11 protein-coding genes are annotated in these 17,090 nt (G+C 38.4%); 3 read left to right on the top strand and 8 right to left on the bottom strand.

Features of this window, described 5'->3' with window-relative positions:
• Positions 1-408: 408 nt before the first annotated feature.
• The 4 genes from PVK63_RS19055 to hemL all read right to left on the bottom strand — a co-directional run bounded on the left by PVK63_RS19055 (position 409) and on the right by hemL (position 7,899).
• The gene (locus PVK63_RS19055; RefSeq protein ID WP_130088232.1) at positions 409-3,786 is read right to left on the bottom strand and encodes a response regulator; all 3,378 of its coding nucleotides are present in this window, start codon (positions 3,784-3,786) and stop codon (positions 409-411) included.
• A gap of 163 nt (positions 3,787-3,949) precedes the next feature.
• On the bottom strand, positions 3,950-4,969 hold the full coding sequence (gene rsmC, locus PVK63_RS19050) for a 16S rRNA (guanine(1207)-N(2))-methyltransferase RsmC (protein ID WP_130048891.1): 1,020 nt from the start codon (positions 4,967-4,969) through the stop codon (positions 3,950-3,952).
• Positions 4,970-5,257: 288 nt separating this feature from the next.
• The gene (locus PVK63_RS19045) at positions 5,258-6,343 is read right to left on the bottom strand and encodes an AI-2E family transporter (protein WP_130048890.1); all 1,086 of its coding nucleotides are present in this window, start codon (positions 6,341-6,343) and stop codon (positions 5,258-5,260) included.
• A 260-nt stretch (positions 6,344-6,603) separates the two neighbouring features.
• The gene (gene hemL, locus PVK63_RS19040) at positions 6,604-7,899 is read right to left on the bottom strand and encodes a glutamate-1-semialdehyde 2,1-aminomutase (protein ID WP_130088233.1); all 1,296 of its coding nucleotides are present in this window, start codon (positions 7,897-7,899) and stop codon (positions 6,604-6,606) included.
• Positions 7,900-8,125: 226 nt separating this feature from the next.
• Between hemL and erpA the strand changes: the two genes are divergently transcribed.
• The 3 genes from erpA (at position 8,126) to PVK63_RS19025 (ending at position 12,817) form a co-directional block, all read left to right on the top strand.
• Entirely contained in the window at positions 8,126-8,467 is a 342-nt protein-coding gene (gene erpA / locus PVK63_RS19035; protein WP_130046203.1) for an iron-sulfur cluster insertion protein ErpA, read from the top strand.
• 138 nt (positions 8,468-8,605) lie between these two features.
• On the top strand, positions 8,606-9,718 hold the full coding sequence (locus PVK63_RS19030; RefSeq protein ID WP_130088234.1) for an efflux RND transporter periplasmic adaptor subunit: 1,113 nt from the start codon (positions 8,606-8,608) through the stop codon (positions 9,716-9,718).
• A 9-nt stretch (positions 9,719-9,727) separates the two neighbouring features.
• Positions 9,728-12,817 carry an efflux RND transporter permease subunit gene (locus PVK63_RS19025; RefSeq protein WP_130088235.1) on the top strand — a complete coding sequence of 1,030 codons (3,090 nt, stop codon included), beginning with the start codon at positions 9,728-9,730 and terminating at the stop codon, positions 12,815-12,817.
• Positions 12,818-12,885: 68 nt separating this feature from the next.
• Here the strand turns inward: PVK63_RS19025 and PVK63_RS19020 are convergent, their stop codons facing one another.
• From PVK63_RS19020 to mtnN, 4 genes are all read right to left on the bottom strand, one after another.
• Positions 12,886-14,193, bottom strand: a complete 1,308-nt coding sequence (locus PVK63_RS19020) for a peptidoglycan DD-metalloendopeptidase family protein (RefSeq protein WP_207215692.1) — start codon at positions 14,191-14,193, stop codon at positions 12,886-12,888.
• Between the two features lie 180 nt (positions 14,194-14,373).
• Positions 14,374-14,985 (bottom strand): TRIC cation channel family protein, encoded by a 612-nt coding sequence (locus PVK63_RS19015; RefSeq protein ID WP_130048886.1) that lies wholly within the window; start codon positions 14,983-14,985, stop codon positions 14,374-14,376.
• Positions 14,986-15,028: 43 nt separating this feature from the next.
• Entirely contained in the window at positions 15,029-15,982 is a 954-nt protein-coding gene (locus PVK63_RS19010) for a cobalamin biosynthesis family protein (RefSeq protein ID WP_130088236.1), read from the bottom strand.
• A gap of 62 nt (positions 15,983-16,044) precedes the next feature.
• A complete protein-coding gene (mtnN, locus tag PVK63_RS19005; RefSeq protein WP_130048884.1) occupies positions 16,045-16,743 on the bottom strand; it encodes a 5'-methylthioadenosine/S-adenosylhomocysteine nucleosidase in 699 nt (232 codons plus the stop codon).
• Between the last annotated feature and the right edge of the window lie 347 nt (positions 16,744-17,090).

Below are 17,090 nucleotides of genomic sequence, written 5' to 3'. Positions count from 1 at the left end.
TAACGTTAAAACCGTTACTTTTAATTGTTTTGTTTATTATTTGAACGAGTTTATCCGTGTGATACCACGCAAATAAATACCGTACCATAAGATGAAATGTTAGTGGTTACTTACCTTGTTTTCTTTTCTGGTAAAGGTTCTTAGGCTTAGCTTTATAGATAGTGATAGGAGTCACTAGTGATCTTGAACGTTAATTTTACCGCTAAAATTATCACATCAAATTTGTTGTGAGTCGCTTCTCATAATTATGACAAACTGATTAAACCTAGGGTATTAAGTACTGATATTCGTAAATTTAGCGGTATTAAGAATAGATTTTGGAAGGCTTATTTCGCCATGATAATTTGTAATGATGAAAAAAAACCTACAAATAATTGTAGGTTTTTATTGGGATAAAAATAGAATAATTTAGGCTGATGCAATGAGAATTTGAAGTTTGTCTTTAATTCTAACGAGCTTTTCTCGTTGGGTATTATGTTGCTCACAATGCGTCAAGATGTACTCTAGGGTGCTTATTACTGTGCGCCACCTTGGTGTTTTAGGTAATGTTTCAACGCGTAAATACTTATCTAGAGTTCGAGTTTGTAACGTGCTTCTATCAAGGTAAACTCGCCATAATCCACTTTCTTCAGCTAAAGTGTATTTAGTTTGCCCTGTTGATTCTTCCCAATAATGCAGCCCTGAAGTCATCCCATCGACAATTAATTCACGCATAATGGTGCCTTTATCATCTTTATTTTCATTAGCCTTTGTGACCAATTGGGCTATATCACCACTGAGTAGAGATAAGGAGTCTAATTTCTGTTTATCTCCGTCAAACGCAAAGGCAGAAAGTGCTTCAACAGCGCTTTCTAAATCATGAATGCGCTGCTCACTGGCTTCATGTTTGTGACTTACGATGAGCATTAATGATAAACCAGACTCTGCTGGTAGATGCAAAAGGTCTGCATTAATTTGCTCTATTCCACCATCAATATAAACATCAATATTACCTCTGTGATTTTGCTTACTTTCAATTAAGCTTCGTTTGGCAATCAGTTCATCAATAGAGTAGCGAGTTAGTTGCTCTTCTGTTCTTTGGAATAGCTTAGCTGCTGCGTGATTAACATATTGAATGTTGCCATCTTTTTTAGCGCAAATAATAGCCTCATGAGCATGATTTAATTGCTCTAAAATATGTGTTTGTGTTTCTAGTAAGCTGGCTTCTACTTTTTCTCTATGACGTATTTCTTGTAGTAATCGGCTGTTTTCATTAATAAAGCCTTCAGTTTGACTTGCTTGAATATGTGCTTTAATTCTGGCAGCTAATTCTTGTTTATTAAAGGGTTTGCTTAAATAGTCGTTAGCACCAGATTCAAACCCTCTCACACGATCTTGAGTTTGATTTAATGCAGTGAGCATGATGATTGGTAGTTGTGAATGATTGTATTCTTGTCTTAGGGATTGACACACCTCATAACCACTCATACCTGGCATCATTACATCTAGTAATAATAATTCTGGCTTTTCTTCTTTTAGTACCTGCAAGGTTTCAGGCCCGTCATTTGCTGTTTTAACGCGATAGCCCTCAAGCTTTAAAAAGCTACTTAATACTTGAAGGTTTACCGGTTCATCATCGGCAACTAAAAGTAAGGGACCATCAGGATTCTCAGGGATCTCTTCTGCTAATTCATCCAGATTGTATTCTAACTTCTCAGGTGTTTGATAATGAGCTATGTCTTCTTTAGTAAGCAATTTATGATGCTGTATTTGCTCTTTTGTTGCTAAAGGAATCGTAAAGCTAAAAGTAGCCCCAACCATTGGTTGACTGCTTACATAGAGAGAGCCGCCCATGAGTTCAATGAGTTGGCGGCTAATTGATAAACCGAGTCCAGAGCCTTGGCGGTAGCGATTTGAGTCATGTCCTGCTTGAATCAATGGCTCAAAAATATGCTCTAATTCATCGGCAGGGATACCATGGCCAGTATCGACAACTTGCACTCTTAAACATTGGTCAACGACGCTAGCTGAAATTACAATTTTACCTTCTGAGGTATACTTAATTGCATTGCCAATTAAATTGTAGAGAACTTGCTCAAGACGCTGTTCATCGGCATATACAGAAGGTAATGATTTATCTACTTGGTTAATGATACGAATAGGTTTATTGCCAAGTAAGTGTTGTGATAATTCGAGGACTAGACTTGTTGCTGCTGATAGATCTGCTACATGGCGGTTAATATCCAGATTACCATGGCGCATTTTATGGTAGTCCAACAGATCGTTAACTAAATTAGTTAGTCTTTGACCGCTGTTAATGATTATCTCTAATTGGTGTCGATGAGAAGCCGATATTGGACCATTTGCACCAGTGTATAGCGCTTCAGCAATACCAACCATGCCATGTAATGGCGTTCTTAACTCGTGAGATGTGGTTGCGAGAAACTCATCCTTCAACTTATCTGTAGCTTCCAGTTCTTTATTCTTATTTTGAATAAGAGCAAGGTTAGCTTCTAACTCTTCGTTCTGCGCCTTTATTAGTTGAATCTTTTCTCTAATTGAACGTTGCATACGAGCAAAACTGACGGCCAGACGACCGATCTCATCTTTTCTATCAGTACTGATCATGTCTTGGTCTAGATCCCCGGCAGAAACACGCTCTGCTGCCCAAGTGAGGCGTAAAAGAGGCGCGGTAATCGAATTAGATAGGAAATGGGAAGCGATAACAACACTGACAATTGCAATAATCATAGCAACAATAAAAATCTGCTCTAATTGTTGAATACGTGCAAATGCTTCTTTTTCAGGCAACTCAATAGATAGCCCCCAAGTATGGTTATCAATAGTAATAGGAGTAAACGCAGCCAATACATTTTTATCTTTTTTATCAATAAAGCTGCCAACACTAGTTTTCCCTGAAAGTGCTGCAATTATATTTTTAGATAAATTTTTCTTTGTATCATTATTGTTAATACGAGAGTAAGAGTCTTCACCAACAAAGTAGGTTTTTATCGAACTATTTTCTTTATTAACTAACAGGTTAGATAAACCAGTATTTGGAAGTTTAAAAAGAACGAAACTATGCAAGTAGCCTTGTTGCACGATAGGTGCGGCGAACCAGGAGATGTTCTCATTATTGATGTAAGAGAAATCAGAGAAGATAATCGGAATGTTTTCTTTATTCTTCGTTTCTTTCATCATATCTCGTACTTGGCTATAGGTTTTTTCTAGAGCCGTATTTTTATATTTACCTGTGAGTAAATTGGTGCCGTAGTTATCTTCTTTTTTTGTGGAATAAACAACATTACCGTCAATATCAACAAGAAGAATATCAGTAAAGTCAGAGCGTTTTAGTAGTTCTTGGTATGCCCAGTGGTAACGCTTATGCAAAAGACGATAGCGCTCACTACCAATATAAGAATTAGATTCTGGTAAAATACTGGTGCGGATCTTATTCCCCGATCCTTCTATATATCGTTGCTGAGCGTTTTCTCTGGCGCTTTCTATAGAGCTACCTAAATGAGGAAAAGCACTGACGAGACCGTAGAATCGACCACCACTCGCATTGGCAAGTTCAGAGCGTGCAAAGCCCAATACTTCAGACTTTTTTGCTTTGAAATAGTCCGTTATTTGTTGTTCTTTATTGTCCCTTAACGAAACTAGGTGGGCAGTACTTTGAGTTGCTAAATCTTGACTGTGAGAGTGAAGGAAGAAAATAGCAATAATTGACAATGGCGTAATACTTAACGCAAGAAAGGCAATCATTAACGTATTTTGAAGACGTTTAAAGTGTTGTTTTTTTTCCATATTTAAGCCTGGTTTACACTGTGATCCATTCAGCGGAATTGACACAATTAACGTGTCAGTAGTTATTGTTATGATGAATATTAACGAGAAGTTCTGCTGCTCTTATACGTAAATTACGTTAAAAATCAAGCAGCAGAAGAGTAAAGTGCGGCGGGGTGCTAGATTATTTTTGTGCGGCGTAAATTTTAAATTTGTTATTTTTTGCTAGGGTTAAGCATTCCCCAAAAGCTTTTTCAATAATAGGTGGATATTGTAAGAAACTATTCGCAACTAAAATCAATTGGCCTTCATGAGTTAGGTTTTGTGGTGCTTTTTCTAGTAGCTCTTCTGTCGAAGAGTAGTGTGTCTTTAAACCTGCATGAAAGGGGGGATTACTGACAATAAATTGGTAATTCTCTTTAGTATCAGAATACACATCACTCGCAAATACTTTACCATCAAGGTTATTTGCTTTTAGTGTTTCAATTGATGAGGCAATTGCAAGCGCACTGATATCTACCATATCTAAATGAATTTTAGGGTTTAATGTTTTCATTACAGAGCCTAAAACGCCTGCGCCACAACCAAAATCAAGTACGTGACCACGTAAAGTAGGTAGCGTTTGTAATAAAAGCTCAGAGCCTTTATCAAATTCACCATGGCTAAATACGCCTGGTAAGCTTCTTACTTCAATTGTGTGCTCTTCAAATTGAACTTGATACTCTTTAAACCACGATTGTAGGTTAAAAGCTGGTACTGATTCTGTACATTGACCCCAATAAAAGCTGCAGCGACGAGCAGAATCAAATTTATTTATTGGTCCAAAATCAGCAAACATTTTTTCAATGCTTTTCACGCCGCTTCTATTTTCACCAACAACAACAATTTCTGTTCCTTTACCTAATTTAGCTAATAGCATCATTAGGAGATATTCAGCTTCAGCTTTTGCTTTTGGCCAATAAAGTAGGATCATATCGGCATTGGTATTTTCAGTTAACTCAGAACCAAAATGGCACTCAATACTGTCATTGTTTTCAAACTGCTTATAGTAGCCATAGTTAGTCGTAAAGATTGATGTTGAAGCACAATGTTTGACTAACTCTAGTGGGAAATCATCAGTAAGTTCACCAGCAATGAGAACGTGTTTGCCTTCAAAATAAGCAAGTTGACGTTGAGTGATTTGACTTGGAGCAGAGTAAGACATAGTGGCCTCAAAAGAATACAAAAACTGACGAGATTGTCGCACAAAGCTAAGGGAAGAAAAAGAAAAGTAAGAGGCTGTTTATCAGAGTAAATAAATACAGCCTCTATTTATACCAATCTACATAAGTATTTGATCATTCTTACTTGTTAAAATCGATTATATCAGCGTTATAAATTTTGTAATTAGATTCACTAGTTACTGTAATTTATGCCTTGCTCTAATCGATTTTTCCTAAGCAATTATCTGAACAACTACTTATCCAGAATGGTATTAATGGTTCTTAAGGTGTTAATTTTTATCTTGTTGGTCTAAAAAATCTTTAAATTCAGTTTCATACATATTAAATAACACTAATGTTAGAGCGAAAATAATAGGGCCATAAATTAAGCCGATTAAACCATATAAGTGGATTCCGCCTAATAAAGAAAAGAAAATAAGCAATGTATTCATTCCTGAATTACCTTGCATTAATAATGGTCGTACAATGTTGTCAATCGAACCTACCACGGCAACCCCCCAAACCGTTAAGAACAATGCCCATTCCCATTGATTCGTTAGTAGTAAATAAATCGCTGCTGGAACCCAAATCAGTGCAGTGCCGACCACCGGAATAAATGAAGCAAAGCCCATCATTGTTCCCCAGAATAAACCCGGAAATCCAGCTAGCCACATAGCAAAGCCGCCCGCTAAACCTTGAGCGATGGCTGTCAAGAACGAACCTAGTACGGCTGATTTTGAGACTTCTTCAATCTCATCAAGTAAACGATCTTCTTGGCTTCTTGAAAGGGGAAGTACGTGTCGAAATGCTGAGATAATCTTATCTTGATCGCGTAATAAGAAGAAAAGAACAAAGAGCATTAAAAAGAAGTTCATTAATACATTGGTGACATCCCCAAGGATCTGGGCGCTAACACCAACGACCCTGGTACCAACCTGAGAGGCTAATTGAGCTATTTTTTGGGTTATTTCAGCAGGATCAATAGCATCAAAAGGTAAGTGCTTATTAAAAAATGCCAATATTTGAGAAACTATAGGATGCTCAAATAATGCTTGAACACCACCTTCGGTAACCCAATGATAAGCGTCTTTAGAAAAAGTAGCACCTTGCTGTACGATAGCAACAAAAACAAAAAATAAAGGAATAGCAATAATAAAAGTGAGTGCCATACAGGATAAGATAGCGGCACTGTTTGGACTGTTAGGCAGTTTTTCACTGATTTTATTATGCAATGGCGCAAACAAAAGAGACATAATAAAAGCAAGAATGATAGGGTTTAGGTATGGTTGTATTAATAAAAAACACGCATAACTGGCAGCAAGTAAAGCTGCGATTAAAACCCAATGACTGGAATTTAGTTTATTGAAATGAGACACATTCTTCCCTTATGATGCGGTAAGCAATTTACAAATAATGGTAGTAAGTTAAGTTATATAGGTACTTGGTTAGCTTAGCAAGAATAATGGGGAGTAATAATGGGCTGTTGTGATAAAGAGACGTGTAGCAGTAATAAAAAAAGAAAACTTCCAATAATCCCTCTTATTATTGTTGGATTAATGGTATTGGTTATTTATTTCTGGCAATAAAAATGGCTTCTCAATAAGCAGAGAAACCATTTTTTATTTATGTTGGTCGTTTATTTAGTGCTTGAAGCCATTTCAGCAAAACTGCGATCGGCGGCTTCTAATGTCGCTTCGATTTCTTTTGGTCCATGAGCTAGAGAAGTAAACCCAGCTTCAAATGCTGAAGGTGCAAGATAAACACCATGCGATAGCATTAGGTTAAAGAAACGCTTGAAGCTTTCAATATCACATTTAGTGACGTCTTCATAAGTAGTAATCGTTTCTTGATCAGTAAAGAAGAAACCAAACATACCGCCAACGTAATTAACTACCATTGGGATACCGTGCTTATTTGCTAGCTCTTTTAAGCCTAGCGCTAATTGTTTTGTTGTAGTAGCAAGGCGTTTTTCATTGCCTTCTTCTGTTAGTACTTTTAAGCAAGCAAAACCAGCCGCCATTGCTACAGGGTTACCTGAAAGCGTACCTGCTTGGTAAACAGGACCAGTAGGGGCAATGTATTGCATCACTTCTTTACGGCCACCAAATGCACCAACAGGCATACCGCCACCAATTACTTTACCAAGCGTTGTTAGGTCTGGTTTGATGTTGTAGTAACCTTGAGCACAGTTTTCAGCTACGCGGAAGCCAGTCATTACCTCATCAAAGATTAATAGTGCGCCTTCTTCATCACAAATTTGACGAAGACCTTCATGGAAGCCTTCCACCGGAGGGATGCAGTTCATATTACCTGCGACAGGCTCTACGATAATACAAGCGATCTCACCCTTGTTTGCCGCAAATAACTCACGAACCGAGTCTAAATTATTAAATGTTGCAGTTAGTGTGTATTTAGCAAAATCAGCAGGTACGCCAGGAGAGCTTGGTTGACCAAGTGTTAACGCACCAGAACCGGCTTTAACAAGTAGACTATCGGCATGTCCATGGTAACAACCTTCAAATTTCATAATTTTATCGCGGCCTGTGTAACCACGAGCAAGACGAATGGCGCTCATTGTTGCTTCTGTACCAGAACTAACCATGCGAACTTGTTCCATTGATGGAACTAATTCAGAAACGAGTTCAGCCATGTTAATCTCAGCTTCTGTTGGAGCGCCAAAACTTAAACCACGTTGTGCTGCAGAAATTACAGCTTCACGAATGGCAGCATGGTTGTGACCAAGGATCATTGGACCCCAAGAGCCAACATAGTCAATATAAGCTTTGCCATCGGCATCAAAAATTAATGGGCCATCGGCACGCTCAATAAAGATTGGTGAGCCACCAACGCCAGCAAAAGCACGAACAGGTGAATTTACGCCACCAGGAATTTTATCTTGAGCTTTTGCGAATAGTTCTGCTGATTTGGTCATTACTTATATCCTCATAGTAATCAATTGGACCAGTTGCGCGCTATTGTACCTAAAAATGCTTGAGTTGATCGTATTAATCCCCATCTAATAGTAAAATAGTGACAGGAAATGCGATCCCGATATTAAGTGGTAAAGCATTAGATATAATTGAATACTTGAATGAAACAGTCAGGTATTAGATAATCAGCAATAAAATAGAATTGGAAACCAATCCTGAGAGGTTTAAATGAGTGATGTATCTGTGCCGTTAACGTTTTCTGATGTTGCCGCAGCAAAAGTAAAAACGCTAATTGCAGAAGAAGAAAACCCAAATCTAAAACTACGTGTATACATTACTGGTGGTGGTTGTAGTGGTTTCCAATATGGATTTACGTTTGATGAAGAAGTGAACGACGGTGATATGACCTTAGTTAATGATGGCGTAACCTTGGTTGTTGACCCGATGAGTTTACAATACTTGATTGGTGGTGTTGTTGATTATACCGAAGGGCTTGAAGGTTCTCGTTTCTTCATTGATAACCCGAACGCAACAACAACCTGTGGTTGCGGTGCTTCGTTCAGTGTATAAAAACTGATAAAGAAGGTAAGTTCGAGGTTTCTCGCTTACCTTTTTTTATAAATTTAAGTTATAAAGGTTACTTAATTTCTACAGTAAATCAGGATGTATTACTGTTTATCTACCTCTAAAGCACTAAGGATTGTTGCTATGGGTAAATTCGCATCTCGTTTTTCTTCATATATTATCCATCGCCCTTGGATAATTTCTTTCTGTTTATTTTTAAGCTTATTTTTATGGATAATAAGCGGTCCTTCTCATGCTGATAATGCAGAGATAAAAGAAGATAATCAGTCTTTGAGCGTTCCTCTTGCAAATGTCATTGTTGAAAAATTTCAGTCTATTCCCACTCATAAAACCATTTCTTTATATGGCAGAACTGCGCCTGATCGTAAAACAATATTAGGTGCACAAGTTGGCGCTCAAATTGAGGATATCTTAGTTCGAAAGGGCGTTAGAGTAAAAAAAGATCAACCAATCGCTCATTTAGATATGGCAGATCTTGACTTACGCTTAAGCCAAGCCAAAGCCATATATTCGGTACGAATGAAAGAGTTTAAAGCAGCAAAAGAACTTCGCCGAAAGGGATTACAAGGTGAAGTTGCTTTTAGTCAAGCTGAAGCATCTTTAGCGGAGGCCAGAGCGAGCGTAAGAAATGCTGAACTTATTTTAAAGAACACGACGGTTACCGCCCCATTTGATGGCATTGTAGAACACCTTTTTGTTGAGGTCGGTGACTTTGTGAGTCGTGGTGATCCTGTTGCAAAAGTTGTGGTGTTAGATCCTTTAGTTATCGAAGTTAATGTAAGTGAAAGGCATATTGGGCAGATTGAAAAAGGGCAGAAAGCAGAAGTCTTTTTTATTAACGGTTTATCAATTGAGGGGGATGTTCGTTATATCTCTAGCGTATCATCATCGTCGACCAATACTTTTTCTGTTGAAGTTGAAATACCAAATGCTGGGGCAGATATTTCTGCAGGCATGAGCTCTGAAGTAGAAATAAACCTCGATCTTCAGCCGGCGCTAAAAGTGTCACCGGCTATGTTGGCACTAAATGAAGCTGGAGACTTAGGGGTAAAAACAGTTATTCAAAGTGAAGGGCACGCAGACAGTGATCAACAAGTAAAATTTGTGCCGATCCAATTAGTAAAAGCAGAAGATGATGGGATTTGGTTAACAGGGCTTGGTGCTGAAGTCGATATTATTACCGTTGGCCAAGGGTTTGTTCGTGATGGTGACTTTATTCACGCAAAACGTAAATAGGGACATTGTATGTTAGCCATTATTAATGCAGCTCTGAGTCGCTCTCGAACCATGCTTATGCTACTGGTGCTGTTACTTGTAGCAGGTATATCGACTTATATTATTATCCCAAAAGAGTCGAATCCGGACATTACGATCCCAATCATTTATGTATCAATGAGCCATCAAGGTATTTCTCCTGAAGATTCTGAGCGCTTATTGGTTCGCCCGATGGAGCAAGAATTACGCTCTATTGAAGGGATCAAAGAAATGACAGCGGTCGCGGGGGAAGGCCATGGTTCGGTAACATTAGAGTTTAATGTTGGAACGGATTTGGATAAAGCCCTTACCGATGTAAGAGATGCGGTTGATCTGGTAAAACCGGACTTACCAGAAGAGAGTGATGAGCCAACCGTACATGAAGTTACTCTAGCAGCAGAACAAGCCGTATTATCCGTAGTGCTATATGGAACGGTACCTGAGCGAACCGCAGTACAAATTGCACGAAAATTACAAGACAAGCTCGAAAGTTATAAGCAAATATTAGAAGTTGATATTGCAGGAGATCGAGAAGATGTTGTTGAAATCATAGTAGACCCTCTTTTATTAGAAAGTTATGGTCTAGATCAAGCCGCTATTTATAATTTGATAGCGTTGAACAACCGAGTGGTTGCAGCTGGGTTTGTTGATACCGGTTATGGACGATTTTCAGTTAAAGTCCCTTCTGTTTTTGATTCATTAAAAGATGTCCTTGAATTACCTATTAAAGTTGATGGTAAGCAAGTGGTGACTTTTGGAGATATTGCAACGGTTCGAAAAGCGTTTAGAGATCCTAATAGTTACGCTCGACTAAATGGTGAAAAGGCCATTGTCCTCGATATCAAAAAACGCTCTGGCGAAAACATAATTGAAACAGTTGAGATAGTAAAAGCAGTTTTAGCCGGTGCTCAAGCGCTTGACTCATGGCCAAACAATTTATTGGTAAAATACACGTGGGATGAGTCAAAAGACGTTAAGATCATGCTTAACGATCTGCAAAATAATATTTTATCAGCCATTTTATTAGTAGTGATTGTCATCATTGCTATTCTAGGAGCAAGAACGGCCCTTCTGGTTGGGATCTCAATTCCGGGTTCGTTCCTAACTGGCCTATTAATGTTAGCGCTGTCTGGGTTAACCATTAATATTGTCGTGCTATTTTCGCTTATTATGGCGGTAGGAATGCTTGTTGATGGCGCAATTGTGGTTACTGAATATGCCGATCGACGAATGCAGGAAGGTGCGAACCGTCTTGATGCCTATCGAGAAGCTGCACAACGAATGGCGTGGCCGATCACCGCATCTACCGCAACCACCTTAGCTGCTTTTGCCCCTTTGTTATTTTGGCCTGATATTACAGGCGAATTTATGAAGTACTTGCCTCTCACCTTAATTGCTACACTGAGTGCATCTCTTGTTATGGCACTTTTATTTGTCCCGGTTTTGGGGAGTTTATTTGGTAAACCTCAACAAGTCTTACCAAAGAAGAGGGAAAAACTGTATGCGTTAAGTCAGGGGGATTTTAGTCAAGCTGAAGGGATAACAAAACTCTATTTTCATACATTATCAATGGCACTTAAGCACCCATTTAAAATTCTGTTGTTAGCAATAATATTAGCAATAGGGATTGGGTTTACTTATGCGAAAGCTGGTTTGGGTGTTGTCTTTTTCCCTGATGTTGATCCTCCATTCTTAACGGTCAAAGTGCGCTCTCATGGTGATCTTTCTATTAATGAGAAAGATAAATTAATGGTTGAAGTGCAAGACCAAATATTGGGAATGAAAGAATTAGACAGTATTTATACGCGAACCGGTGGCGATGATGAAATTGGACAAATTCAAATAACCCCAGTGGATTGGCAATATCGCAGACCAGTGAAAGAGATCATCAATGATTTAAGGACTCAAACAAAGGACATTGCAGGTATTGAATTGGAGTTTAGTACACCGAATGCTGGCCCTCCGAGTGAGCATGATTTAGTTATCGAACTCAGTGCAAGAAACGGTGAGTTACTTAATCAATCAGTAATGCGAGTAAGAGAGTGGATTGATGCGAATCCAGCCTTTACGAATGTTAGTGATACTTCAAATAAACAAGGTATTGATTGGAAAATTGATATTCGTCGAGATGATGCCGCACGCTTTGGTGCGGATGCGACACTGGTTGGTAATACTGTACAATTTGTGACGAATGGACTCAAAATAGGGGATTACCTGCCAGATGATAATGATGAACAAGTTGATATTCTTGTTCGTTTTCCTGAAGAACATCGAGATATCGGACGTTTTGATGAGTTAAGGGTAAAAACCGCTAATGGATTAGTTCCTATCACTAATTTTGCACGAATTATCCCTACTCACAAACAAGATACGATTCATCGAATTGATGGGCATCGAGTGCTAACGGTAAAAGCCGATATGAGTGATGGTTATAATTTGAGTATTGAATTGCCAAAAATTGAATCAGCATTAAGCGCTTTAAATTTACCTGATGGGGTTGAGTTTAAACTGAGAGGCCAAAACGAAGAGCAGAATAATTCAGCCGCATTTCTTCAAAATGCTTTTGTTGTTGCTTTAGCGGTGATGGCGATCATTTTGGTAACTCAATTTAATAGTTTTTATCAGGCTTTCCTTATTTTAAGTGCTGTTTTATTTTCAACGGTTGGTGTCTTTGCAGGTTTGCTTATCTTCCAACGTCCTTTTGGCATCATTATGTCGGGGATAGGGGTCATCTCTTTGGCTGGGATTGTTGTTAATAATAATATTGTACTTATTGATACCTACAATACATTGCGTAAAGAAGGGCTTGAGAAAGTTGATGCAATATTACAAACAGGGGTTCAGCGTTTACGACCTGTGTTATTAACCACAGTAACGACGATTTTAGGTTTGATGCCAATGGTATTGGAAATGAATATCGATCTGGTAAGTCAAAAAGTAGAGTTTGGTGCTCCTAGTACTCAGTGGTGGTCACAATTAGCAACCGCAGTGGCTGGGGGGTTAGCCTTTGCTACGGTATTAACTCTTGTATTAACACCTTGTTTATTGATGCTAGGTCGAGATAAAAAACACTCAAGTTAAGGATAAAAATAATGCCCTATGTTGTCACTGATTAACGACATGATAGGGCATTATCTTATTTTCATTTATTAGTGGGTTAGCACAGGGTGATTACCCACAATAAACTGACTGTATTGTTCGAGTTGTTTTAAACGCTCTTTTGCTACCACTTCAAACTCTTTTTTATCATTGCCTGTTAATGATTTTGATTGTGGTAACGAGACCGTTCTTGCATCTTTATGAACACCGTTAACTAAGAATTCATAATGTAAGTGAGGGCCTGTAACTCGTCCTGTACCACCTAGGGTACCAACCGTATCTCCTTGCTTTACTCGTTGTCCCGCTTTGACATAACGCTTAGTCATATGTAAATACTTAGTAATGTAGGTATTACTATGGCGAATAAAGACATAATTACCATTGAATTGATTGTAACCTGACTTATCAACCACACCATCACCTGCTGCCCAAATAGGGGTACCAACAGGTGCGACATAATCAGTGCCTCTATGTGCTTTTCTTTGCCCTGTTACTGGGTGCAAGCGACGAGGGTTAAAGTTAGAGCTTACATAACGGAAGTTAATTGGAGAGCGTAAAAAAGCCTTTTTCATTGCTCGGCCATTTGGCTCATAGAAATTGCCATTTTTATCATTACGAATAGCAGTAAAGGTATCTCCGCGATTGGTAAAAGAAGCCGCAATAATATTTCCTTTACCTGCGTATTCACCTTCAACATAACGCTCTTCATAAAGAACGTTAAAACTGTCGCCTTCACGAATGTCTAGAGCAAAATCAATATCCCAACCAAAAATGCCTGCTAATTCCATTATTTGGTTTGCATTTAAACCTGCGCTAATTGAAGCATTCCAAAAATTAGAGGTAATTGTCGCTTTGGTATAATTAAGTTGGGTTTCGATGTCTTGTTTTTCAAATAAACCAATGTATTGGTCACCTACTTTACTGATCCTATAGGTTTCAAATTTACTAATAGGACGGATAAGTTGGATAATTTCTTGGTTTTTATTGAAGCCAAACTTTAATTTATCACCAGGACGGAGGCGGGTTAATTGTTGCTCAATTTCTTTATCGCTGCTGGTTAGATTATAAAGTTGGCGAGCGGTTAGTCCTGCTCGACTGAATAATACAGAAGCACTTTCACCTGACTTAACCGTATAATTCTCCCAAGAGAGTTGCTTATTTGGGGAGGTTTGTTCATGCGAAATAAGTGATTCTTGACGAATTTCAATGGGGTATGTTTGTCCGACCGCTAATTTATAAAAGCCTGAGTCAGGGGCGACCGAGTCTGGAATTGTCGCTACAGCAACAATTATCCCAGCGCTACAAATACCAATAAGAATACGATGGATAACAGGAATGCGAGTTAATTTAGATAATATCATTCGACTAATTAGGTAAAGAATTCATAGAAATAACAACATAGGAGTTTAGCTTGTTTTTGAGTTAACTGCTATGTGACGAAGTTATCGTTTTGTCACCTTTTAATAAAAAAAAGTTCCATTAATTAAAAATAAACAAAAAAGCCAACTCAATAATGTGAACAGAGTTGGCTTAATACTTTATTTATTGAGCGCAAAAGTCGGTAAAGATAGATGCCAGCGAATAGCGGCTAATCGAATGACCAATGTTGTTGCTACGCCAAAGAGCATGGCTGTTGAGCTTTGAATATTAAACTCAAGAACTGAGGTATGAACTATACCTCCGATAATACAAGCAGTGGCATACACTTCACTTCTTAATACCATTGGTACTTCGCGAGCAAGAACATCACGAATAATGCCTCCTCCGCAGCCAGTTATTACCCCCATAATCACGGCAACCATTGGGTCTGCGTTATAGCTTAGGGCCTTTTCAACACCAATTCCGACAAATACAGCTAGTCCAATGGCATCAGATACAGGAAGAACATACCAAGGAAGACGTTTTGGTTTTCTGATGATTAACATGGTTAAAATGCAAGTAACAAAAATGACTAATAAATAGTTAGTATCAGTAATCCAGAAAACAGGGGTAGCGCCAAGCGCCATATCTCGAATGGTTCCTCCGCCAATAGCGGTAACGCTAGCGAGAACAGTGACACCAAAAGGGTCCATTTTTAATCGTCCCGCTAATAAAACGCCTGAAATAGCAAAGATGGCGGTACCAAACATATCAATTATATAGATTAACATCTTGTCCTCTATGACTTACTGCATGATGTCGTTGAAATAAAAGTTATAACCCATGTTTGATTATAACCATTAGAGTGCTTTGAAGAATTAACCAAATAGCAATTCTCCAGCTTAAGAAACGATGTATTTGCGCTAAATGAAGAGCTGACGGCGCAATTTTCCCTCCCAGCTTTGGGCGGCTAATTTTCTTGCCTTGATAAATAACAGGACCGCCAAGAGAAAGCTCAAATTTTTTACCAATAATGATAAGTAGCCACGCATTATTTGTGTTTGCCCAACTCTTACGTTGCAGATTTAAGGTGTGGAGCGTGTTTTGAAGGTGTTTACCAACAAGACATAATAAGCTAAACAGTTTTAAAGGAATAAAATCAAGAAAAGCTTGTATGGTTAATGCCGGAATGCCAAATGGTCGGAATGAATCTCTTGATGGAGACCAAGCTCTTGCTAACTCTAAAGATAAGCGGTAAATAAACGCACCAATACCACCAGCAATCGCATACCAAAATAAAACGCCAATGACGGTTCTTGCGTAGCCTAAAATTATCGTTTCTGCACTGGCTTTGCCCAAACCTAATAGAGATAAAGGCTCAACATCTCGGTTAACCCAAGGTTGTAGAGCAGCCTTTGCTTCTTCTTTATTGTTTTGATTAATTGATTGAATTGTATCTTTACAGAGTTTTTCAACGCCTCGCCATTCTAGTGAAATAAGAAGTAGTCCCAAATTAAATAGAGGAAGGTTCCAAACTATGGGTTGAGCTGCGATACAGACAATAAATGCAGGGATGACCATTAAGGCCCAAGCGAGAGAGCCAGAAAGAAAACGTTGTTGATAAGATCGAGTATTATTTACTTTGTTCGCTAATAACTCTGCGAATTTTCGCCAAATAGTCATGGGGTGGGCATGAACTGGGATCGGTAAAAGCAAATGAAATAATAACGCTCCCCATAAAACCAACAGAGAATAATCAGCAATGAGTAAAGAGAATTTTTCAAGCATATATGTTTACTATATAAAAGAGAGAAAATTGAGCTAGCGTTTGGCTAGCTCAATTTAAGATGCTATTTATTTAATAGAGCAACCATTTTGGTCACCATCTCAGATGAGCTTTGTGCGGCAAGAGGTAAAAACTCTTCAAAACTCATTGGAGACTCTTTATCTGCAACATCTGAAATTGCACGAACAACAACAAATGGAACTTCAAACTGATGACATGTTTGAGCTATTGCTGAAGCTTCCATTTCAACAGCAATAACTGATGGGAAGTGAGTACGGATAAACGTCTGGCGTTCAGGTGTGCATACAAAAGCGTCACCAGTGCAGATTAAGCCACGAACAGCGTGTTTATTTTCCATTTGTGTCAATGCTTGCTCTGCTACAGACATTAATTTTTCGTCAGCTTTAAAAGCGGCTGGCTGTTGCGCCATTTGGCCCATTTCGTAGCCAAAAGCTGTTACGTCTGCATCATGGTGGCGTACTTCTGTTGAAATTACGACATCGCCAAGATTTAATGATGAATCAAACCCACCCGCTGAACCCGTATTTAATACAAGATCTACATTATGATCTGAAATAAGTAATGTTGTCCCTACTGCTGCTGCAACTTTACCAATACCAGATTGCAGTAATACGACGTCTGTTCCAGCTAAGGTACCAGTATGGAAAGTACATCCTGCTTTTATCGTGGTTGTTAAACCTTCAATTTGTTCTTTTAGAATGGCAACTTCTTGTTCCATTGCACCGATAATGCCGATTTTCATGTGTATATCTCAATAAAGTTTGAATAGATGATAATTGTAACATAGCTATTTAAGTGTGAGGAGATAAGACTGATTGAGGAAATAATCAATAAAATAGCCTTTTTAGTATGGTATTTACCCTATGTGGTTAATTGTTGTTCTAACGGTATTTTTTTTAATAAAAAGGCTTGCACGAAAATCTGAATTGCCTATACTGCGCATCCACTGACACGGAGCGAGTGATTCAAATCACAGTATGCCTTGTTAGTTTGCTCTTTAAAAATTTGAAACCTATTAATCTGTGTGGGCACTTGTGAGTTGATAATCACTAGTTTGTTTTCACTTTTCAAAGTGATGATAAACAAAAT

The sequence above is a fragment of the Aliivibrio sp. S2TY2 genome (assembly GCF_028765525.1).
GTDB lineage: Bacteria > Pseudomonadota > Gammaproteobacteria > Enterobacterales > Vibrionaceae > Aliivibrio > Aliivibrio finisterrensis_A.
Note: the sequence above shows the minus strand (reverse complement) of the source record. Positions and strands in the feature narration are given on the sequence as shown.

Excerpts from the sequence above, each read along its gene's own strand:
- PVK63_RS19055 (WP_130088232.1), bottom strand. The coding sequence starts at position 3,786 with ATGGAAAAAAAACAACACTTTAAACGTCTTCAAAATACGTTAATGATT.
- rsmC (WP_130048891.1), bottom strand. The coding sequence starts at position 4,969 with ATGTCTTACTCTGCTCCAAGTCAAATCACTCAACGTCAACTTGCTTAT.
- hemL (WP_130088233.1), bottom strand. The coding sequence starts at position 7,899 with ATGACCAAATCAGCAGAACTATTCGCAAAAGCTCAAGATAAAATTCCT.
- erpA (WP_130046203.1), top strand. The coding sequence starts at position 8,126 with ATGAGTGATGTATCTGTGCCGTTAACGTTTTCTGATGTTGCCGCAGCA.
- PVK63_RS19030 (WP_130088234.1), top strand. The coding sequence starts at position 8,606 with ATGGGTAAATTCGCATCTCGTTTTTCTTCATATATTATCCATCGCCCT.
- PVK63_RS19025 (WP_130088235.1), top strand. The coding sequence starts at position 9,728 with ATGTTAGCCATTATTAATGCAGCTCTGAGTCGCTCTCGAACCATGCTT.
- PVK63_RS19015 (WP_130048886.1), bottom strand. The coding sequence starts at position 14,985 with ATGTTAATCTATATAATTGATATGTTTGGTACCGCCATCTTTGCTATT.
- PVK63_RS19010 (WP_130088236.1), bottom strand. The coding sequence starts at position 15,982 with ATGCTTGAAAAATTCTCTTTACTCATTGCTGATTATTCTCTGTTGGTT.
- mtnN (WP_130048884.1), bottom strand. The coding sequence starts at position 16,743 with ATGAAAATCGGCATTATCGGTGCAATGGAACAAGAAGTTGCCATTCTA.